Origin of the sequence: Sphingomonas sp. LY29, from assembly GCF_035593985.1 — a bacterium.
GTDB lineage: Bacteria > Pseudomonadota > Alphaproteobacteria > Sphingomonadales > Sphingomonadaceae > Sphingomicrobium.
This window is the reverse complement of sequence record NZ_CP141587.1, coordinates 2143380-2163203: the sequence shown is the minus strand read 5'-3', so window position 1 is coordinate 2163203 and position 19824 is coordinate 2143380. Positions and strand designations below refer to the sequence as shown.

Annotated in this window: 17 protein-coding genes and 1 other RNA gene; 12 read left to right on the top strand and 6 right to left on the bottom strand. The window is 65.7% G+C overall.

Features of this window, described 5'->3' with window-relative positions:
* Window positions 1-19: 19 nt before the first annotated feature.
* The 3 genes from SH584_RS10970 to priA all read left to right on the top strand — a co-directional run bounded on the left by SH584_RS10970 (window position 20) and on the right by priA (window position 5216).
* Window positions 20-2881: a M16 family metallopeptidase gene (locus SH584_RS10970; protein WP_324807039.1), complete on the top strand. Its 2862-nt coding sequence runs from the start codon at window positions 20-22 to the stop codon at window positions 2879-2881.
* A 78-nt stretch (window positions 2882-2959) separates the two neighbouring features.
* Window positions 2960-3742, top strand: a complete 783-nt coding sequence (gene purC / locus SH584_RS10965) for a phosphoribosylaminoimidazolesuccinocarboxamide synthase (protein ID WP_322841073.1) — start codon at window positions 2960-2962, stop codon at window positions 3740-3742.
* Between the two features lie 37 nt (window positions 3743-3779).
* Window positions 3780-5216, top strand: coding sequence for a replication restart helicase PriA (gene priA / locus SH584_RS10960; RefSeq protein WP_473964673.1), 1437 nt, complete (start codon window positions 3780-3782; stop codon window positions 5214-5216).
* Here priA and SH584_RS12710 read toward each other — a convergent pair.
* Window positions 5170-5565, bottom strand: a complete 396-nt coding sequence (locus tag SH584_RS12710; protein ID WP_473964672.1) for a hypothetical protein — start codon at window positions 5563-5565, stop codon at window positions 5170-5172. The genes priA and SH584_RS12710 overlap by 47 nt on opposite strands.
* 71 nt (window positions 5566-5636) lie before the next feature.
* Window positions 5637-5999, bottom strand: a transfer-messenger RNA (tmRNA) gene (gene ssrA, locus SH584_RS10955).
* Between the two features lie 107 nt (window positions 6000-6106).
* Between ssrA and SH584_RS10950 the strand changes: the two genes are divergently transcribed.
* The 3 genes from SH584_RS10950 (at window position 6107) to SH584_RS10940 (ending at window position 7978) form a co-directional block, all read left to right on the top strand.
* The gene (locus tag SH584_RS10950) at window positions 6107-6391 is read left to right on the top strand and encodes a hypothetical protein (protein WP_324807051.1); all 285 of its coding nucleotides are present in this window, start codon (window positions 6107-6109) and stop codon (window positions 6389-6391) included.
* Between the two features lie 98 nt (window positions 6392-6489).
* Window positions 6490-7236, top strand: a complete 747-nt coding sequence (locus SH584_RS10945) for an NUDIX hydrolase (protein WP_324807050.1) — start codon at window positions 6490-6492, stop codon at window positions 7234-7236.
* Window positions 7229-7978, top strand: coding sequence for an extensin-like domain-containing protein (locus tag SH584_RS10940; RefSeq protein ID WP_416385132.1), 750 nt, complete (start codon window positions 7229-7231; stop codon window positions 7976-7978). The genes SH584_RS10945 and SH584_RS10940 overlap by 8 nt, the downstream gene beginning before the upstream one ends.
* 88 nt (window positions 7979-8066) lie before the next feature.
* On the opposite strand, the gene SH584_RS10935 is transcribed toward SH584_RS10940, so the two are convergent.
* Both SH584_RS10935 and SH584_RS10930 read right to left on the bottom strand, forming a co-directional pair.
* Complete coding sequence (locus SH584_RS10935; RefSeq protein WP_322841065.1) at window positions 8067-8345, bottom strand: SWIB/MDM2 domain-containing protein; 279 nt, start codon at window positions 8343-8345, stop codon at window positions 8067-8069.
* Between the two features lie 78 nt (window positions 8346-8423).
* Complete coding sequence (locus SH584_RS10930; RefSeq protein WP_324807048.1) at window positions 8424-9242, bottom strand: LD-carboxypeptidase; 819 nt, start codon at window positions 9240-9242, stop codon at window positions 8424-8426.
* 50 nt (window positions 9243-9292) lie between these two features.
* Here SH584_RS10930 and SH584_RS10925 point away from each other — a divergent pair, with 50 nt between their 5' ends.
* Window positions 9293-10681 carry a glutamate ligase domain-containing protein gene (locus SH584_RS10925; protein ID WP_324807046.1) on the top strand — a complete coding sequence of 463 codons (1389 nt, stop codon included), beginning with the start codon at window positions 9293-9295 and terminating at the stop codon, window positions 10679-10681.
* Between the two features lie 57 nt (window positions 10682-10738).
* Here the strand turns inward: SH584_RS10925 and SH584_RS10920 are convergent, their stop codons facing one another.
* Window positions 10739-11290, bottom strand: coding sequence for a hypothetical protein (locus SH584_RS10920; protein WP_324807043.1), 552 nt, complete (start codon window positions 11288-11290; stop codon window positions 10739-10741).
* A 172-nt stretch (window positions 11291-11462) separates the two neighbouring features.
* Window positions 11463-11720, bottom strand: a complete 258-nt coding sequence (locus SH584_RS10915; RefSeq protein WP_324807041.1) for a hypothetical protein — start codon at window positions 11718-11720, stop codon at window positions 11463-11465.
* Between the two features lie 116 nt (window positions 11721-11836).
* Between SH584_RS10915 and SH584_RS10910 the strand changes: the two genes are divergently transcribed.
* The 5 genes from SH584_RS10910 (at window position 11837) to SH584_RS10890 (ending at window position 19809) form a co-directional block, all read left to right on the top strand.
* Complete coding sequence (locus tag SH584_RS10910; RefSeq protein WP_322841070.1) at window positions 11837-13054, top strand: sensor histidine kinase; 1218 nt, start codon at window positions 11837-11839, stop codon at window positions 13052-13054.
* A complete protein-coding gene (locus SH584_RS10905) occupies window positions 13047-13805 on the top strand; it encodes a LytR/AlgR family response regulator transcription factor (protein WP_322841071.1) in 759 nt (252 codons plus the stop codon). The genes SH584_RS10910 and SH584_RS10905 overlap by 8 nt, the downstream gene beginning before the upstream one ends.
* A gap of 75 nt (window positions 13806-13880) precedes the next feature.
* The gene (locus SH584_RS10900) at window positions 13881-16742 is read left to right on the top strand and encodes a M16 family metallopeptidase (protein WP_324807039.1); all 2862 of its coding nucleotides are present in this window, start codon (window positions 13881-13883) and stop codon (window positions 16740-16742) included.
* A gap of 78 nt (window positions 16743-16820) precedes the next feature.
* The gene (gene purC / locus SH584_RS10895) at window positions 16821-17603 is read left to right on the top strand and encodes a phosphoribosylaminoimidazolesuccinocarboxamide synthase (protein WP_322841073.1); all 783 of its coding nucleotides are present in this window, start codon (window positions 16821-16823) and stop codon (window positions 17601-17603) included.
* A 37-nt stretch (window positions 17604-17640) separates the two neighbouring features.
* Entirely contained in the window at window positions 17641-19809 is a 2169-nt protein-coding gene (locus SH584_RS10890) for a primosomal protein N' (RefSeq protein WP_324807036.1), read from the top strand.
* Window positions 19810-19824: the final 15 nt, after the last annotated feature.

The window sequence follows — 19824 nt, the reverse complement described above, 5'->3', positions numbered from 1 at the left end:
GGGGGCGGAGAGAATCGCGTTGAGACATTTGTTCGGTCGATCGGTCATCCTGGCCGCGCTGCTCCCTCTCTCGCTGTCGGCGATCGCGCAGACCCCTTCGGTTTCGGCCAACGGCTGGGGGGTGCCGGCCACCGACGTGCCCGCCGATCCCGCGATCCGCCTCGGCAACCTTCCTAACGGGATGAAATATGCGATCATGCGCAACGGCACGCCCAAGGGCGCGGCGTCGGTGCGCCTGCGTATCGGTGCTGGCTCGCTTGCCGAGGCGGAGAATGAGCGCGGGCTGGCCCACTTCATCGAGCATATGGCCTTCAATGGCACCACCAATGTCGCCGAGGGCGAGATGGTGCGCATTCTCGAACGGCAGGGCCTGCGCTTCGGCCCCGACACGAACGCGCTGACGGGGTTCGATTCAACCAGTTACATGCTCGAGCTTCCGGTCGCCGACCAGGCGCGGGTAGACAACGCCCTTTTCCTGATGCGCGAGGTCGCCAGCGAGGTGAAGTTCGATCCTGCCGCGGTCGATCGCGAACGGGGCGTGATTCTCGGCGAACGGCGCAGCCGCGAAGGGTTTCAGCTTCGACAACTGATCGACCAACTCGGCTTCACCATGCCGCAGGCGCTGCACGCGCGGCGCCTGCCGATCGGTACGCCGCAAGTGCTGCAGACCGCCAGCGCGGAAACGATGCGCGCGCTCTATCGTCGCTATTATCGCCCCGAAAATGCGACCCTGGTGGTGGTCGGCGACATCGACCCGCAAGCGATCGAGGCCAAGATCAAGGCGAAGTTCGCCGACTGGCGCGGCGTCGGTCCTGCGGGCGCCAAACCCGCCGTCGGCAAGATCGACTTCGCGCGTCCGACCGCGGTCGACACCTTCCGCAATACCAATGTCGCCACGGCCGTGAGCGTCACGGTGCTGCGGCCTTACGAAGAACCGATCGACACCCGGGCTGAACGGCGCGACAGCCTCCTCGACAGCCTTGGCACCGCCATCCTCTCGCGACGGCTCACGCGGCTCGTCAACCGCGAGGATTCGCCGCTGATCGGTGCTTCGGCCGGATCGGGAGGATTTCGCGACCTCGCCTTCAGCGAAAGCCTGACGGTGAGCGCGAAGGACGGCGCGTGGGCGGATGCACTTGCCGCCGCAGAGAGGGAATTGCGCTCCGCGCTCGCCAATGGCTTCACCGCTGCCGAACTGAAGCGCGAACTGGCGCGCATGGAGACCGGTTTCCGGACGACCGCCGAACAGGCCGGCACGCGCAGCAATGCCACGCTCGCCGCCACCATCGCCGAGGCCAGCGACGACCGCGCGGTGCTGACCAATCCTGCCTGGCGCTTGGCCTTTTTCAAAGAAATTCAGCCGACGATCACGCTCGACGCCGTCAATGCGGCCTTCCGCGAGAAGTGGAAGGGAAGCGCGCCGCTGATCCACGTCAGCGAGAAATTGCCGGTGACCCCCGCCGCGATCGGGATGGCGTGGGCCGAGGCGCAGATGCGTCCTCTCCCCGCCGCCGTCGCGGCCGCCGCCGATCAGGCCTTCGCCTATGAGGACTTTGGCCAACCCGGCAAGGTCGTCAGCGATACGCGCATCGCCGACCTCGGCATCCGCACCGTCCGCTTTGCCAACAACGTGCGGCTCAACATCAAGAAAACCGATTTCGAAGCCGGGCGGGTACGTTTCTCGGTCAGGATGGCCGGAGGTCAGGCGGCGCTTCCGCAGGACAAGCCCGGGCTCAACATCATGTTGTCGTCGCTGTCGACCATGGCCGGGACCGGCCGCCAGTCGTTCGAGGATATCAAGGAAGCGCTGGCCGGCCGCGTCTACTCGGCCGGAAGCTCGGTCGGGCCCGATGCCTTTTCTTCCGGCGGCGCGACCACGCCCGCCGACCTCGCGCTCCAGATGAAGGTCAGCGCGGCCTATCTCACCGATCCCGGCTATCGCCCCGAGGCGGCGCAGCGCTGGTCGAACATCGTGCCCGTGATCGATAAGCAGTTCGACAGCCAGCCGATGTCGGTGTTCGCGACGCGCGTTCCCGTCATCCTGCTCAACAACGATTATCGTTTCGGCGCGCCGCCCGCCCAGGCGCTGCTGCAGCGCAATTTCGCCGAGGCGCGTGCGGCGATGACGCCGTTGCTGGCCGATGCGCCGATCGAAATCGGGATCGTCGGCGACATGGATGAGGACGCCGCGATCGCCGCCGTCGCCGCCAGTTTCGGCGCGCTGCCGAAGCGTCGCGACGATGGCGCGATTGTGGATCCGCGCAAGGTGACGCTCCGTGCCGATCGCTCGCCGATCCGCCTCACTCACTCCGGCCCGGCCGATCAGGCGCTTGTCGCTGCTTTCTGGCCGACCGACGACGACGACGACTTCCGCAAGGAAATCGGGATGGGAATGCTCGCTCAGGCGCTCGACCTGATGCTGACCGAATCGATCCGTGAACAATTGGGCGCCAGCTACGGCGTTAGCGTCGGATCGACGATGTCCGACGTCTACGACGATTTCGGCACGTTGTCGGCCAGCACCGTCGTTGCGCCTGACAAGATCGACGAGGTCGAGGCCGCGTTCGATGCCGCGACCCAATCGCTGCGCGACAAGCCGATCGACCAGGATCTGTTCAATCGCGTCCGCGCCCCGATCCTCGAATCGCTTGCCCGCAGCCGCCGCGAAAATGGCTGGTGGCTGGGCGTAGCCGCCCGCGCGCAGGGCCGCGCCGCCCGGCTGGAACGCGTCCGACAGCAGGAGGCGATTTACGCCGCGATGACACCGGCCGAGCTGCAGCGGCTGGCGAAGCAATATCTCCTTCCCGAAACGCTTCGCCGGGTGCGGGTCGTCAGCGTGCGGACCCCCAATGCAGGGCTGATCACTACCGCGGCGCGATAGCGGCGGCGTGAATTGCGGATGGGGGGCGGCTCGCCTATAGCCGCCCCTCTTTCGATTTCAGCCGGAGTTCCCCTCAGCATGGCTCGACGCCGCCAGATCTACGAAGGCAAGGCTAAGATCCTCTATGAGGGTCCCGAGCCCGGTACGCTCATCCAGTATTTCAAGGACGACGCGACCGCCTTCAACGCGCAGAAGCGCGGCACGATCAACGGCAAGGGCGTGCTCAACAACCGGATCTCGGAGCACATCTTTACGTCGCTCGCGACGATCGGGGTGCCGACCCATTTCATCCGCCGGGTCAACATGCGCGAGCAGCTGATCCGCCAGGTCGAGATCATCCCGATCGAGGTCGTCATCCGCAACGTCGCCGCGGGTTCGCTGTCGAAGCGCCTGGGGATCGAGGAAGGCACCCAGCTTCCGCGCACGATCATCGAATATTATTACAAGGACGATGCGCTTGGCGATCCGCTGATCGCGGACGAGCATATCGCCTGCTTCGGCTGGGCCAATCAGGACGAGATGAACGACATCGCCGACATGGCGATCCGCGTGAACGACTTCATGTGCGGGATGTTCGCCGGGATCGGCATCCGCCTGATCGACTTCAAGCTGGAATTCGGCCGGGTCTGGGACGGCGATTTCGCGCGCGTGATCCTTGCCGACGAAATCTCTCCCGACGGCTGCCGTCTGTGGGACATGAAGACCAACGAGAAGCTCGACAAGGATCGCTTCCGTCAAAGTCTCGGCGGCGAAGCCGAAGCTTATCAGGAAGTCGCCCGTCGGCTCGGCCTCCTCCCTGAAGAGGGCGAAGAAAACGCCGTCCTCGACCTGGACTCGCACCGCAAGAAACGCGGCAAGTGATGGGCGCCCCTCCCTGTTGCAGGGAGGGCTGAGGGCGATGCCGCTTCCCCGCACCAGAGTCGTGACCCTCAACGCCGCGCTCGGACCGCTCGACTATCGCGTCCCCGACGGGCTGGAGGTCGTGCCGGGCAGCGTCGTCGTGGCCCCGCTCGGCCCGCGCCAGCTGATCGGGGTCGCGTGGGATGCCGATCGGCTTCCGACCGAAGAAGTGGGCGACAATCGGTTGAGGCCGCTCGCCGGTCTGGTCGATGTCCCGCCCATCGCCGCCCCGCTCCGCCGCCTCGCCGAGTGGACCGCCGACTATTATCTCTCCCCGCTGGCAAGCGTGCTGAGGATGGTGTTGCCGTCCTCGTCCGCGCTGGCCGGTCCACGGACGATGACCGAATATCGGCTGACGGGTGACGTGCCCGCGCGGCTGACTCCGCAACGCGAACAGGCACTGTCGAAGATCGAAGGCCGGCAGGGTACGATCCGCGAACTGGCCGCACATGCCGAAGTCAGCGACGCGGTGATGCGCGGGCTGGTTAACGTCGGCGCGCTCGAACGGGTCGAAGTCGACGGCGACGCGCCTTTCCCCGAACCCGACCCGGACTTCGCACCGCCTACGCTCCGTGGTGAACAGCGCGAGGCGGCCGACAGCCTGACCGCCGCGATCGGCCAGGGGTTCGACCCGGTGCTGCTTGATGGCGTCACCGGATCTGGCAAGACCGAAGTCTATTTCGAGGCGATCGCGGAGGCGCTTCGACAGGGCAAGCAGATGCTCGTCCTGCTACCAGAAATCGCGCTGACCGAGCCGTTTCTGACGCGGTTCACTGCACGCTTCGGCTGCGAGCCGGTCGCGTGGCATTCAGACCTTCGCTCCTCGCAACGACGGCGCGCTTGGCGATCGATCGCCGCGGGAGAGGCCCGGGTGACGGTCGGCGCGCGGTCTGCTTTATTCCTGCCCTACGCGAACCTTGGCCTGATCGTCGTCGACGAGGCGCACGAGCCTAGCTTCAAGCAGGAGGAAGGCGTCCAATATCACGCCCGCGACGTCGCGGTGATGCGCGGGCATTTCGAGCAGATTCCGGTCATCCTCGCTTCGGCCACCCCGGCGATCGAGACTCGCCACATGGTCGAGATCGGCCGTTACCGCGAAGTGCAGTTGAGCGAGCGCCACGCCGGCGCGACGATGCCCAGCATCGCGGCGATCGACCTGACCCAGGACCCGCCGCCGCGCGGCCGTTGGCTGGCGCCGAGCCTCGTTGCCGAGCTCGAAGCCAACCTTGCGTCCGGCGAGCAGTCCTTGCTCTTCCTCAATCGCCGCGGCTTCGCCCCGCTGACGCTGTGCCGGACGTGCGGCCACCGCTTCCAATGCCCGAATTGCACTGCGTGGATGGTCGAGCATCGGCTGATGCATCGACTGGCCTGCCACCATTGCGGTCACGTCATGCCCCCCGCCGCGGCTGTGCCCCGAGTGCGGCGACGAAGATAGCTTGGTTGCGTGTGGGCCCGGCGTCGAGCGCATCGCCGACGAAGTGGCGGCTCTCTTCCCAGATGCACGAACTGCCATCGTCACCTCGGACACGATCTGGTCGCCCGCCCGTGCCGCGGAGTTCGTCCGGTCGATGGATGCGCGCGAGATCGACATCGTCGTCGGCACCCAATTGATTACCAAGGGCTACCACTTCCCCAACCTGACGCTTGTGGGCGTCGTGGATGCTGACCTCGGCCTTCAAGGCGGTGACCTTCGCGCCGCCGAGCGCAGTTTCCAGCAGATTCAGCAGGTCGCGGGCCGCGCCGGCCGCGGCGACAAGCCCGGACGCGTGCTGGTCCAGACTCACGATCCCGGCGCGCCGGTGATCGAGGCGCTGGTGTCGGGCGACGTCGCCGGTTTCTACGCCGCCGAGACCGAGGCGCGGCGTGATGCCGCCATGCCACCCTTCGGCCGGCTCGCCGCCATCGTTAGTAACCTATACCGTGAGGCATTGGGTTACGCGGCAATCGCAAGAGCCTCGTTATCGTTGGCACTTGTGTGAATGAGCCGTCGCGGTGGTCTCATACCGATCGGCAACTGGGACTTTATTGCACTCGTCGATCCTATTTCGCCCCCATCAGCAGCCAACCCGAATTGAAAAATTCGCATGATCCGCTGGTGGTGGAGGCGCCGGGGTACTGCCCCCCGGGTCCGAAATGCCTATTCCACCCAATCATCTACCGACGTAGCCGGTTGCCCGGCATGGCCAAGATAGGCTCCTCTGCTCCGCGAGACAAGCGATTGACAAAAGCGACGCTTCCGGGGAACCGTTACGGATGTGGTTGCGTTTGAACCGCTCATGTGAGGACGGCGCTGCGCCACCACACGATTAAAAGGGGATTTTTCCAATGAAGAAGCTTTCGTTCGCGCTGGTTGGCGCTTCCGCTCTCGCTCTGGCCGCTTGTGGCGGTAAGGGCGACGACACCCTCGCCGACAACGTCGAGGACAACTATGAAGCCGCCGCCGACAACCTCGAAATGATGGCCGACAACACCGCCAACACTGGTGAAGCCGCTGCCCTCGAGAACCAGGCTGACGCTCTTGAAGCCGAAGGCGACCGCAAGGCCGACGCCATCGACGACGCAGACGTGAACGCGTCCGCGACGACCCCGGCCGACGTCAACGCGATGTAAGCCATACCATCCCTTCCGGGGGGTGGAAAAGGAAGGGCCGGCGCCTTCGGGCTGCCGGCCCTTTTTCTTTGGATCGAACAGCTTCTACAGCAGGCTTCATGCACGACGACGCCATTCCCGCCGCCACCCTGATCGTCTGGCGCGACCCCACTCCCACTTTCGCCGATCCGCGAATTCTCGTAGTGGAGCGGTCGTCGCGCATGGCTTTCGCGGCTGGCGCGACCGTTTTTCCCGGCGGCCGGGTGGATAACGCCGACCGTCGATTCGCTGCGGAACTGGGCTCGCCCGATGAGGCGGCCAAGATCACCGCGATTCGCGAAACGGTCGAGGAGAGCGCGGTGTTGGTCGCTGCGGACGCCGCTCCCGAGGCCGGTCCCGAACTTCAGCGGCGACTACTCGCCGGCGACGACTTCGCCGACGCGATCGCGACGATGGGGCTGCGCCTCGACCTCGACCTGCTCGTGCCGTTCGCGCGATGGATGCCGGCATTCAAGCAGCCACGGAAGTTCGACACGATCTTCTATCTGGCGCCCTCGCCTAAGGGCGATTGGCCGACCACGCCACAACCCGGCGAGTGCGTCGCCGCCGAGTGGGCATCGCCAGAAGACATTCTGAAGCGGATCGAGCGCGGCGACGCCCACGCGATCTTCCCGACCAAACGTAACCTGGAACGGCTGGCGCGGCATCGCCTGCTGACCGCCGCGATCGAAGATGCGAAGGATCACTCGCTCGATACAATCATCCCGTGGGTCGAGGACATCGACGGCGTGCCTCACGTCCGCATTCCCGGCGATCGCGGCTATCCGATCTTGTTCGAACCGCTCACGACCGCCTTTCGTGCCTAAACCCCGCAGCGCCCGGATCGGATGCTGGCTGACGATCCTCCTGTTGGTGGGCGCACTCTTCCTCGGGTGGCGCGAATATCAGCGGGTGGTGGTCGAAGAGCCCGAACGCTTCCCCTGGACGCCGCTAAGCCTCGACGATCCGGTGGGGCCCTTTACCGGTCGCAAGCTCGCCGCGCTCACCGACGACGGTCCGGCGTGCAAAGCCCTACTGGACGCTGCCGGCTTCGCGGAGGTCGCCGCCCCGCCCCGGTCGGCCGAAGGCGGCCAGTGCGGTTACGACGACGGCGTGCGCCTGACGCCCGAAACCGACCGGTCGATCGATTTCCGGCCCGATGGACTGGTCACCGCCTGCCCGGTCGCGGCGGCACTGGCGATCTGGGAACACGATGTGGTCCAGCTCGCCGCGCGTCGCCATTTCGACAGCCGCGTCACGCGCATCGACCATGCGGGAAGCTACAGTTGCCGGCGTCTCTACGGGCGCAGCGACGGCCCGTTCAGCGAGCATGCCACCGCCGATGCGGTCGACATCGTCGCTTTCCGCCTGGCCGACGGCCGCCGCATCACCCTTCTCGGCAACTGGAACGGCAAGGTGGACGAAAAAGCCTTTCTTCGCGACGTTCGCGATGGCGCCTGCGACCTGTTCTCCACCGTCCTGTCGCCCGATTATAATGCGGCGCATGCCGACCATCTTCACTTCGATCAGGCATCTCGCGGCGCGACCGGTTGGCGCGGCTGCCGCTGAAACGAATCACTCGGGCATGAAAAAAGGGCCTGCGACTTGGCCGCAGACCCCGTTTTTCGTTTCCCGCCGATGAGCGGAAGAAGCTGTCTTAGCTGAGGTGCTTCGACAGGTGCTTGTTCATTTCGAACATCGTGCACTTGTCGACGCCGAAGACTTTCTTCAGTTTGTCGTCGGCCAGAATTTCCCGCTTATTCTGCGGATTCTGGAGGTTATTCTTGCGGATGTGATCCCAAACCTTCGACACCACTTCGCTGCGCGGCAAGGGGTCCGATCCGACCACCGCTGCGAGTTCGGGCGACGGGGTCACCGGGCGGGCGAGACCGCCACCTGCTTTACGACCGGTACCGCTTGATGCTGCTTTTGCCATGAGGCCCTCCTGTTGTTCTGCAGAGTGGTAGAGCGCAAACGGCACCCCCTTGCAAGAGGGGCGACGCAAGAGGCCCGCTCAGTCGAGCGCAGGGCGGAACGGGACGACCTTGTTCGCCGCGTCGTGACCGATATCGGCCGGCCCCAGATAGGCAATTCCGCTGCGTCCGCACCACTCGCGAACGATCGCTTCGGCGTCCTTGCCGAAGACCGGGTCGTTGTCCGGCACTTCGGTGATGCGCCCCAGCCGGATGCCGGCGCATCGCGCGACCGCCGCGCTGCTGGTGACGTGGAACATCATCCGGTCGATCCGATACTCATGCTCGGCGACATCCTCGATCAGCAGCTCGGCACCGGTGAAGTCCGGTTCGAGCGGTGTGCCCAGCAGGCTCGACAGGACGGTCAGGTTAAACGCCATCGAGCGCCGCGTCGGTGAAAGTCCGCCCTCAAGCGATGCCGGGTCGCGATCGATCAGCCAATCGAGCGCACGGCGAACCGCGTCCGCTCCGCCGTCCCGGAGCACGTCCTGCACCATCGGCCCATGCGCGACCTGCAGGCCAGCGCGGTCGAAGGCGGCAAGCAGGAAGCCCCCGTCCGAAAAGCCCAAATACGTCTTGGACCGCGCCGCCGGTGGCAGGTCGGCCATCGCCGCCTCGGCAATCCGGTTCGATCCATAGCCTCCGCGCGCAAACCAGACCGCGTCCACCGTCTCGTCGGCCATCACCTCGCGCAGTGCCGCCAACCGCGCGGCATCGCTTCCGGCGAAGTGTCCGTCGGAGAAGAAACATTGAGGATGGACCATTAGGGCTGCCCCGCCGCGCTCGGCGAGGATGGCGGCCACGCGCTCGGCGGCGATCGGGCTGAGCGGGCAACTGGGCGCGACGACGGCGATCTTCATCGCATGCAGCAATTGCACATGGCGCGGGCGCCGAATAGGGCTGCGAGACAATGACCAATCGATATTATTTCTGCGGCGTCGGCGGCAGCGGAATGCTGCCCCTCGCCGCCATCCAGCGCGCACAGGGTTCCGATGTCGCAGGATCGGACCGCTCGCTCGACGCCGGCCGCCTGGGCGCGAAATTCGACTATCTCCGCTCGCTCGGGGTCTCGCTGTATCCGCAGGACGGGTCGGGCCTGGTTACGGGCGATACGCTGGTTACCTCCGCGGCGGTCGAATCCTCGATCCCCGACGTGGTCAGAGCGCGCGAACTCGGTCTGGAGCATGTCACCCGCCCGCAATTGCTGGCGCGACTGCTGAACGACGCACAGGTTAGCGTCGCCATCGGCGGGACCAGCGGCAAGTCGACTGTGACCGGGATGATCGGCTTCATCCTTCACGAGCTCGGTCGCCGCCCGACCGTGATGAACGGCGCCGTGATGAAGAATTTCGTGACCGACGACGCGCCCTTCGCATCGGCGCTGGTCGGCGATCCGGGGCTGTTCGTCAGCGAGGTCGACGAAAGCGACGGTTCGATCGCGCTCTATCGACCGACCGTTGCGGTGCTGGGCAACATCAGCCTCGATCACAAGACGATGGATGAGTTACGCGGGTTGTTCGCCGGTTTTCTCGAGGCGGCCGACAAAGCCGTTGTTAATCTCGACGATCCCGAAAGCCGCGCGCTGGCCGAAGCGGTGCCGGCGGATCGGCGGGTCGGTTTCGGCTTCGATAGTCCCGGCGCCGCGGTCAGCGGCCGCAACCTGTCGCTGTCCGCCGACGGCCTGACCTTTAGCGTCCAGACTAGCGGCGACAGCACAGAGGTCAGCCTCTCGCTCCCGGGGCGCCACAATGCGCAGAATGCGTTGGCGGCGCTCGCCGCCGTCGTGGCGCTAGACGTTCCGGTGGCCGATGCAGCAGCGGCCCTAACCGGCTTTGCAGGCCTCAAGCGGCGGCTGGAGACGGTCGGCGTCGCACGCGGCGTGACGGTGATCGACGATTTCGCGCACAATCCCGACAAGATCGCCGCGACGCTTGCCACCCTGACCCATCGTCCCGGCCGCCTGCTGGTGATTTTCCAGCCGCACGGATACGGTCCCATCGCCAAGATGGGCGACGACCTTGCCGCCACCTTTGCCAAGGGTCTTCGCGCCGACGACCGGCTCTACCTCAGTGATCCCGTCTATCAGGGCGGAACGGTCGACCGGTCGAAAGGATCGGAATGGCTCGCCAGCGCTATCAGCGATGCCGGCGGCAACGCCATTCACATCGCCGAACGCGCCGCCATCGGAGACAAACTCGTTCGTGAAGCGGCAGAAGGCGACACGATCGCGATCCTTGGCGCGCGCGACGACACCCTCAGCGAATTCGCCGCGGAGATCGTCGCGCGTCTGGGTGCATAGTGCACGGGCAAGCATTGCAGAGCTCACCCGCCATTTTCCGTCGGTGAAGCTGCCCGATTAGGCGGCGGCGGCCTGATCGACCTTTTCCACCCATTCGGGCCAGAACACCGGCTCGCGGGTCGACCAGCCGGGCGCGGTCGCGGCGCTTTCGCTGATCGACTGAAGCAGCACGCGGCGACGGTCGGGGTGGAGGTGCGGAAGCGACGCGGCCGCGCAGAAAGCCGCGGGCAGCCACGGCCGCACGCCCGCGCCAAGCAGTCGCTCGTACAGGAAGCGATACGCCGCGAAGTTGAGTAGGCGATCCTGCCCCAGGTCATAGGCCGACAGCGTCACCAGCATCCCCAGGAACGGTTCGATCATGTCGAGGCCGCTGTCGTCGGGGATCTGCAGGCGAAGGTGCTCGATCTGCTTGTAGAAGCGTGCCTGCGCATTGATCGAAGCGGCTTCGATCTCGTCTCGGGCCCAGGTGTCGACGGGACTGGAGCGGCCATAGGCGACGTCGAGCGACCGGCGGATGTAGCGCTGCGTCGCCTTCGGGAACGCTGCGAATTCCTTTATCTCGGTGATCAACAACGCGCCACTCGCGGGTTGACTCGTCCTGGTCGTCATCCACCCAACTCCTTTTGCCTTGGGTGGATCATGCGGCCAGCGTGGTTGCGAAACGCTTAACCAAAATCCCACCCCCCATTCAGATTGAATCAGAGGGGTGGGATCGTCGCAATGTTAAAATGTCACCGAACCGACTTCTGCCGGTGCGTGTGATGTTTGAGGCACGCTGTTATTACGCCTTCGACTTATCCTCGGGAAAGCCCGAAGACGGCACAGGCCTCTTGGTGCTTGGCTGCGTCGCCGAGCTGGGGTCGGACGCGTCCATCGATTCATCGCTACCGAGATCGGCCTTCGCATCGTCGTTGCGCGGTTCCTTCTTCACCTTGAGTTCGAGTTCGCGGTTCGGCGCGCCCGAAAGGGTCGGCTCGCGCGCCGATTGGTCATTGTCATTGCTGGTCATGTTGGTCTTCCGCTCCTTGTGTTCGGTCAACGAGCGTCAACGACGCCCGTTCCTGCACCGCGCTTCGACCGGCGGCGGGCTGCGCTCTGCCAACGGGCGGTTGGGCGATTGAATAGGGGACCGCACAAGGCATAGGAAGGACGGACATGGCTGCCCTTTCCGCATTTTCGCCGCACGGTCGCTTCGCCGACTGGCGGCTCGCAACGCAATCGATCATCGGCTTTTGGGCCTTTTATCTCGTCACCGTCCTGTTGCGCGGGTTGATGGGGCCGGAGGCTGCTTCCGCAATCGCGTTCCGCTTTCTCAACGCCGGGGTCGGCCTGTTGCTGACCTTTGCCATCTACATCGGGCTGCGATTACTCGCCCGCGAAGGCACCGTCCGGCGAATGGCGATCGTTGCCGCGATCGCGTCGCTTCCGGCGGCGCTGATCATGTCGGTGCTCAGCCTGAAGCTTGCGACCGTGTCCGATCCGATGGGCCCCTCCTCCCGCATCACGACGCAGGAAGGCGTGGCGATCGTCCAGCGAGGCAATAACGTCCGCATCGTCCGGCAGGACGGCAACGAGCTTGAGGTCAACCTGCCGCCGATGGAAGAAATCATCGCGAGCAAGCTTCCGCGCCTGATCGCCGACGGCACGGTCACCTGGTATTTTATGTTCGCGGCGTGGTGCGCCTTCTTCATCGCCATGACCGAACAGCGCCGCACCCGCATTGCAGAGACGCGCCTTGCCGCCGCCGAGACCGCCGCCCACGCGGCGCAGGTCAGGGCGCTGCGCTATCAGGTCAATCCGCACTTCCTGTTCAACACGCTCAACAGCCTGTCGTCGCTGGTCATGTCGGGCCGGTCGGATCGCGCCGAAAACATGCTGATGGCTCTATCGACCTTTTTCCGCACCAGCCTGTCGATCGACCCGTCTGCCGACGTCAGCTTGGCCGAGGAAATCCGGCTGCAGAAACTGTATCTCGATATCGAGAAAGTGCGTTTTCCGGATCGCCTTCACGTGACGATCGACATCCCCGCCGACTTGGCCGAAGCGCGGGTGCCGGCGCTGATCCTCCAGCCGATCATCGAAAACGCGATCAAGTACGGCGTGTCGGTCACGACGGCGCGGGTCGAATTGACCATCACGGCGCACCGGCTCGACGATGGTCGGATGCAGCTCGACATCGCCAACCAGGTCGCCGACGGACAGGGCCGCAGCCGCGCCGTCGGCAATGCCCCGCACCAGGGAACCGGCCTTGGCCTTGCCAACGTTTGCCAGCGATTGACCGCGCATTATGGCGCGAAGGCCGATTGTCGCTTCGGTCCGATCGACGGCGGCTATAATGTCTCGATCGCAATTCCCGTGGAGGACGATGACTGAGCAGCGCGCCTTGAAGGTCCTGATCGCCGACGACGAGCCACTCGCCGCCGAGCGATTGCAGATGATGCTGGCACGGATCGACTCGATCCACCTCGTCGGCACTGCGCATGACGGCGAAAGCGCCGTCCGGATGGCCGAGGCGCTAGCGCCCGATCTCGTCCTGCTCGACATCGCCATGCCGGGACTGGACGGGATCGAAGTCGCTCGCGCGCTGTCGCGACAGCCGGTTTCGCCGGCGGTCGTGTTCGTGACGGCGTTCGACCAGTTCGCGGTCGCGGCCTTCGACGTGGCCGCGATCGACTATCTGATGAAGCCGGTCGACACCGAACGGCTGTCACGCGCGATCGAGCGAGCCGTCGATTACATCGCGACCCGCGACGCCGAGGGCACGCCGGACGAGCCCGCCACGCCGTCGTCTCCCTATCTCGAGGAATTCTGGGCATCGGACCTGACCGGCCTGGTCCGAATCGCCACGCGCGACATCGACCGGGTGAGTGCGGAGCGCGATTATATGCGCCTGCACGTCGGCAATCGCAGCTGGCTGATCCATCATTCGATGACCGCGCTGGAGGAAGGCCTCGATCCCGAACGGTTCGTGCGCCTGCACCGGTCGGCGATCGTTCGCCGCGACTTCATCGCCGGCTTCAGCCGGAATGCCTCGGGTCGCTGGATCGCGCGGCTTGCCGACGGCAGCGAACAGCCGGTCGGCCGGCTCTACGCCGATCAGGTGCGGACGATTGCCGGACGATAAGACTTCCTCACGCTTGTTCTTTTAAATCAGGCGCTTAAGCTTCGCATCATCAATCCGGGGGCGGAGAGAATCGCGTTGAGACATTTGTTCGGTCGATCGGTCATCCTGGCCGCGCTGCTCCCTCTCTCGCTGTCGGCGATCGCGCAGACCCCTTCGGTTTCGGCCAACGGCTGGGGGGTGCCGGCCACCGACGTGCCCGCCGATCCCGCGATCCGCCTCGGCAACCTTCCTAACGGGATGAAATATGCGATCATGCGCAACGGCACGCCCAAGGGCGCGGCGTCGGTGCGCCTGCGTATCGGTGCTGGCTCGCTTGCCGAGGCGGAGAATGAGCGCGGGCTGGCCCACTTCATCGAGCATATGGCCTTCAATGGCACCACCAATGTCGCCGAGGGCGAGATGGTGCGCATTCTCGAACGGCAGGGCCTGCGCTTCGGCCCCGACACGAACGCGCTGACGGGGTTCGATTCAACCAGTTACATGCTCGAGCTTCCGGTCGCCGACCAGGCGCGGGTAGACAACGCCCTTTTCCTGATGCGCGAGGTCGCCAGCGAGGTGAAGTTCGATCCTGCCGCGGTCGATCGCGAACGGGGCGTGATTCTCGGCGAACGGCGCAGCCGCGAAGGGTTTCAGCTTCGACAACTGATCGACCAACTCGGCTTCACCATGCCGCAGGCGCTGCACGCGCGGCGCCTGCCGATCGGTACGCCGCAAGTGCTGCAGACCGCCAGCGCGGAAACGATGCGCGCGCTCTATCGTCGCTATTATCGCCCCGAAAATGCGACCCTGGTGGTGGTCGGCGACATCGACCCGCAAGCGATCGAGGCCAAGATCAAGGCGAAGTTCGCCGACTGGCGCGGCGTCGGTCCTGCGGGCGCCAAACCCGCCGTCGGCAAGATCGACTTCGCGCGTCCGACCGCGGTCGACACCTTCCGCAATACCAATGTCGCCACGGCCGTGAGCGTCACGGTGCTGCGGCCTTACGAAGAACCGATCGACACCCGGGCTGAACGGCGCGACAGCCTCCTCGACAGCCTTGGCACCGCCATCCTCTCGCGACGGCTCACGCGGCTCGTCAACCGCGAGGATTCGCCGCTGATCGGTGCTTCGGCCGGATCGGGAGGATTTCGCGACCTCGCCTTCAGCGAAAGCCTGACGGTGAGCGCGAAGGACGGCGCGTGGGCGGATGCACTTGCCGCCGCAGAGAGGGAATTGCGCTCCGCGCTCGCCAATGGCTTCACCGCTGCCGAACTGAAGCGCGAACTGGCGCGCATGGAGACCGGTTTCCGGACGACCGCCGAACAGGCCGGCACGCGCAGCAATGCCACGCTCGCCGCCACCATCGCCGAGGCCAGCGACGACCGCGCGGTGCTGACCAATCCTGCCTGGCGCTTGGCCTTTTTCAAAGAAATTCAGCCGACGATCACGCTCGACGCCGTCAATGCGGCCTTCCGCGAGAAGTGGAAGGGAAGCGCGCCGCTGATCCACGTCAGCGAGAAATTGCCGGTGACCCCCGCCGCGATCGGGATGGCGTGGGCCGAGGCGCAGATGCGTCCTCTCCCCGCCGCCGTCGCGGCCGCCGCCGATCAGGCCTTCGCCTATGAGGACTTTGGCCAACCCGGCAAGGTCGTCAGCGATACGCGCATCGCCGACCTCGGCATCCGCACCGTCCGCTTTGCCAACAACGTGCGGCTCAACATCAAGAAAACCGATTTCGAAGCCGGGCGGGTACGTTTCTCGGTCAGGATGGCCGGAGGTCAGGCGGCGCTTCCGCAGGACAAGCCCGGGCTCAACATCATGTTGTCGTCGCTGTCGACCATGGCCGGGACCGGCCGCCAGTCGTTCGAGGATATCAAGGAAGCGCTGGCCGGCCGCGTCTACTCGGCCGGAAGCTCGGTCGGGCCCGATGCCTTTTCTTCCGGCGGCGCGACCACGCCCGCCGACCTCGCGCTCCAGATGAAGGTCAGCGCGGCCTATCTCACCGATCCCGGCTATCGCCCCGAGGCGGCGCAGCGCTGGTCGAACATCGTGCCCGTGATCGATAAGCAGTTCGACAGCCAGCCGATGTCGGTGTTCGCGACGCGCGTTCCCGTCATCCTGCTCAACAACGATTATCGTTTCGGCGCGCCGCCCGCCCAGGCGCTGCTGCAGCGCAATTTCGCCGAGGCGCGTGCGGCGATGACGCCGTTGCTGGCCGATGCGCCGATCGAAATCGGGATCGTCGGCGACATGGATGAGGACGCCGCGATCGCCGCCGTCGCCGCCAGTTTCGGCGCGCTGCCGAAGCGTCGCGACGATGGCGCGATTGTGGATCCGCGCAAGGTGACGCTCCGTGCCGATCGCTCGCCGATCCGCCTCACTCACTCCGGCCCGGCCGATCAGGCGCTTGTCGCTGCTTTCTGGCCGACCGACGACGACGACGACTTCCGCAAGGAAATCGGGATGGGAATGCTCGCTCAGGCGCTCGACCTGATGCTGACCGAATCGATCCGTGAACAATTGGGCGCCAGCTACGGCGTTAGCGTCGGATCGACGATGTCCGACGTCTACGACGATTTCGGCACGTTGTCGGCCAGCACCGTCGTTGCGCCTGACAAGATCGACGAGGTCGAGGCCGCGTTCGATGCCGCGACCCAATCGCTGCGCGACAAGCCGATCGACCAGGATCTGTTCAATCGCGTCCGCGCCCCGATCCTCGAATCGCTTGCCCGCAGCCGCCGCGAAAATGGCTGGTGGCTGGGCGTAGCCGCCCGCGCGCAGGGCCGCGCCGCCCGGCTGGAACGCGTCCGACAGCAGGAGGCGATTTACGCCGCGATGACACCGGCCGAGCTGCAGCGGCTGGCGAAGCAATATCTCCTTCCCGAAACGCTTCGCCGGGTGCGGGTCGTCAGCGTGCGGACCCCCAATGCAGGGCTGATCACTACCGCGGCGCGATAGCGGCGGCGTGAATTGCGGATGGGGGGCGGCTCGCCTATAGCCGCCCCTCTTTCGATTTCAGCCGGAGTTCCCCTCAGCATGGCTCGACGCCGCCAGATCTACGAAGGCAAGGCTAAGATCCTCTATGAGGGTCCCGAGCCCGGTACGCTCATCCAGTATTTCAAGGACGACGCGACCGCCTTCAACGCGCAGAAGCGCGGCACGATCAACGGCAAGGGCGTGCTCAACAACCGGATCTCGGAGCACATCTTTACGTCGCTCGCGACGATCGGGGTGCCGACCCATTTCATCCGCCGGGTCAACATGCGCGAGCAGCTGATCCGCCAGGTCGAGATCATCCCGATCGAGGTCGTCATCCGCAACGTCGCCGCGGGTTCGCTGTCGAAGCGCCTGGGGATCGAGGAAGGCACCCAGCTTCCGCGCACGATCATCGAATATTATTACAAGGACGATGCGCTTGGCGATCCGCTGATCGCGGACGAGCATATCGCCTGCTTCGGCTGGGCCAATCAGGACGAGATGAACGACATCGCCGACATGGCGATCCGCGTGAACGACTTCATGTGCGGGATGTTCGCCGGGATCGGCATCCGCCTGATCGACTTCAAGCTGGAATTCGGCCGGGTCTGGGACGGCGATTTCGCGCGCGTGATCCTTGCCGACGAAATCTCTCCCGACGGCTGCCGTCTGTGGGACATGAAGACCAACGAGAAGCTCGACAAGGATCGCTTCCGTCAAAGTCTCGGCGGCGAAGCCGAAGCTTATCAGGAAGTCGCCCGTCGGCTCGGCCTCCTCCCTGAAGAGGGCGAAGAAAACGCCGTCCTCGACCTGGACTCGCACCGCAAGAAACGCGGCAAGTGATGGGCGCCCCTCCCTGTTGCAGGGAGGGCTGAGGGCGATGCCGCTTCCCCGCACCAGAGTCGTGACCCTCAACGCCGCGCTCGGACCGCTCGACTATCGCGTCCCCGACGGGCTGGAGGTCGTGCCGGGCAGCGTCGTCGTGGCCCCGCTCGGCCCGCGCCAGCTGATCGGGGTCGCGTGGGATGCCGATCGGCTTCCGACCGAAGAAGTGGGCGACAATCGGTTGAGGCCGCTCGCCGGTCTGGTCGATGTCCCGCCCATCGCCGCCCCGCTCCGCCGCCTCGCCGAGTGGACCGCCGACTATTATCTCTCCCCGCTGGCAAGCGTGCTGAGGATGGTGTTGCCGTCCTCGTCCGCGCTGGCCGGTCCACGGACGATGACCGAATATCGGCTGACGGGTGACGTGCCCGCGCGGCTGACTCCGCAACGCGAACAGGCACTGTCGAAGATCGAAGGCCGGCAGGGTACGATCCGCGAACTGGCCGCACATGCCGAAGTCAGCGACGCGGTGATGCGCGGGCTGGTTAACGTCGGCGCGCTCGAACGGGTCGAAGTCGACGGCGACGCGCCTTTCCCCGAACCCGACCCGGACTTCGCACCGCCTACGCTCCGTGGTGAACAGCGCGAGGCGGCCGACAGCCTGACCGCCGCGATCGGCCAGGGGTTCGACCCGGTGCTGCTTGATGGCGTCACCGGATCTGGCAAGACCGAAGTCTATTTCGAGGCGATCGCGGAGGCGCTTCGACAGGGCAAGCAGATGCTCGTCCTGCTACCAGAAATCGCGCTGACCGAGCCGTTTCTGACGCGGTTCACTGCACGCTTCGGCTGCGAGCCGGTCGCGTGGCATTCAGACCTTCGCTCCTCGCAACGACGGCGCGCTTGGCGATCGATCGCCGCGGGAGAGGCCCGGGTGACGGTCGGCGCGCGGTCTGCTTTATTCCTGCCCTACGCGAACCTTGGCCTGATCGTCGTCGACGAGGCGCACGAGCCTAGCTTCAAGCAGGAGGAAGGCGTCCAATATCACGCCCGCGACGTCGCGGTGATGCGCGGGCATTTCGAGCAGATTCCGGTCATCCTCGCTTCGGCCACCCCGGCGATCGAGACTCGCCACATGGTCGAGATCGGCCGTTACCGCGAAGTGCAGTTGAGCGAGCGCCACGCCGGCGCGACGATGCCCAGCATCGCGGCGATCGACCTGACCCAGGACCCGCCGCCGCGCGGCCGTTGGCTGGCGCCGAGCCTCGTTGCCGAGCTCGAAGCCAACCTTGCGTCCGGCGAGCAGTCCTTGCTCTTCCTCAATCGCCGCGGCTTCGCCCCGCTGACGCTGTGCCGGACGTGCGGCCACCGCTTCCAATGCCCGAATTGCACTGCGTGGATGGTCGAGCATCGGCTGATGCATCGACTGGCCTGCCACCATTGCGGTCACGTCATGCCCCCGCCGCGGCTGTGCCCCGAGTGCGGCGACGAAGATAGCTTGGTTGCGTGTGGGCCCGGCGTCGAGCGCATCGCCGACGAAGTGGCGGCTCTCTTCCCAGATGCACGAACTGCCATCGTCACCTCGGACACGATCTGGTCGCCCGCCCGTGCCGCGGAGTTCGTCCGGTCGATGGATGCGCGCGAGATCGACATCGTCGTCGGCACCCAATTGATTACCAAGGGCTACCACTTCCCCAACCTGACGCTTGTGGGCGTCGTGGATGCTGACCTCGGCCTTCAAGGCGGTGACCTTCGCGCCGCCGAGCGCAGTTTCCAGCAGATTCAGCAGGTCGCGGGCCGCGCCGGCCGCGGCGACAAGCCCGGACGCGTGCTGGTCCAGACTCACGATCCCGGCGCGCCGGTGATCGAGGCGCTGGTGTCGGGCGACGTCGCCGGTTTCTACGCCGCCGAGACCGAGGCGCGGCGTGATGCCGCCATGCCACCCTTCGGCCGGCTCGCCGCCATCGTCGTGTCGTCCGAGGACCGCGAGGAATCCGAGGCGGTCGCCCGCCGAATCGCCGCCGCCGCCCCGACGGTCGACCAAATGGCGGTGTTCGGCCCTGCCCCCGCACCGCTCGCCATGCTGCGCGGCCGCCACCGCCAGCGCCTGCTGGTCCACGCCGCCCGCAAGCTCGACGTACAGGACGTCATCCGCGACTGGCTCGGCGGCGTCGAATGGAGCGCGAAGGTCCGCGTCGCGGTCGACGTCGACCCCTACAGCTTCCTCTAGGCTCGACAAATCCGC

Coding starts and splice junctions, on each gene's coding strand:
- purC (WP_322841073.1), top strand. CDS start 2,960: ATGGCTCGACGCCGCCAGATCTACGAAGGCAAGGCTAAGATCCTCTAT.
- priA (WP_473964673.1), top strand. CDS start 3,780: ATGCCGCTTCCCCGCACCAGAGTCGTGACCCTCAACGCCGCGCTCGGA.
- SH584_RS10950 (WP_324807051.1), top strand. CDS start 6,107: ATGAAGAAGCTTTCGTTCGCGCTGGTTGGCGCTTCCGCTCTCGCTCTG.
- SH584_RS10945 (WP_324807050.1), top strand. CDS start 6,490: ATGCACGACGACGCCATTCCCGCCGCCACCCTGATCGTCTGGCGCGAC.
- SH584_RS10935 (WP_322841065.1), bottom strand. CDS start 8,345: ATGGCAAAAGCAGCATCAAGCGGTACCGGTCGTAAAGCAGGTGGCGGT.
- SH584_RS10930 (WP_324807048.1), bottom strand. CDS start 9,242: ATGAAGATCGCCGTCGTCGCGCCCAGTTGCCCGCTCAGCCCGATCGCC.
- SH584_RS10925 (WP_324807046.1), top strand. CDS start 9,293: ATGACCAATCGATATTATTTCTGCGGCGTCGGCGGCAGCGGAATGCTG.
- SH584_RS10920 (WP_324807043.1), bottom strand. CDS start 11,290: ATGACGACCAGGACGAGTCAACCCGCGAGTGGCGCGTTGTTGATCACC.
- SH584_RS10910 (WP_322841070.1), top strand. CDS start 11,837: ATGGCTGCCCTTTCCGCATTTTCGCCGCACGGTCGCTTCGCCGACTGG.
- SH584_RS10905 (WP_322841071.1), top strand. CDS start 13,047: ATGACTGAGCAGCGCGCCTTGAAGGTCCTGATCGCCGACGACGAGCCA.
- purC (WP_322841073.1), top strand. CDS start 16,821: ATGGCTCGACGCCGCCAGATCTACGAAGGCAAGGCTAAGATCCTCTAT.
- SH584_RS10890 (WP_324807036.1), top strand. CDS start 17,641: ATGCCGCTTCCCCGCACCAGAGTCGTGACCCTCAACGCCGCGCTCGGA.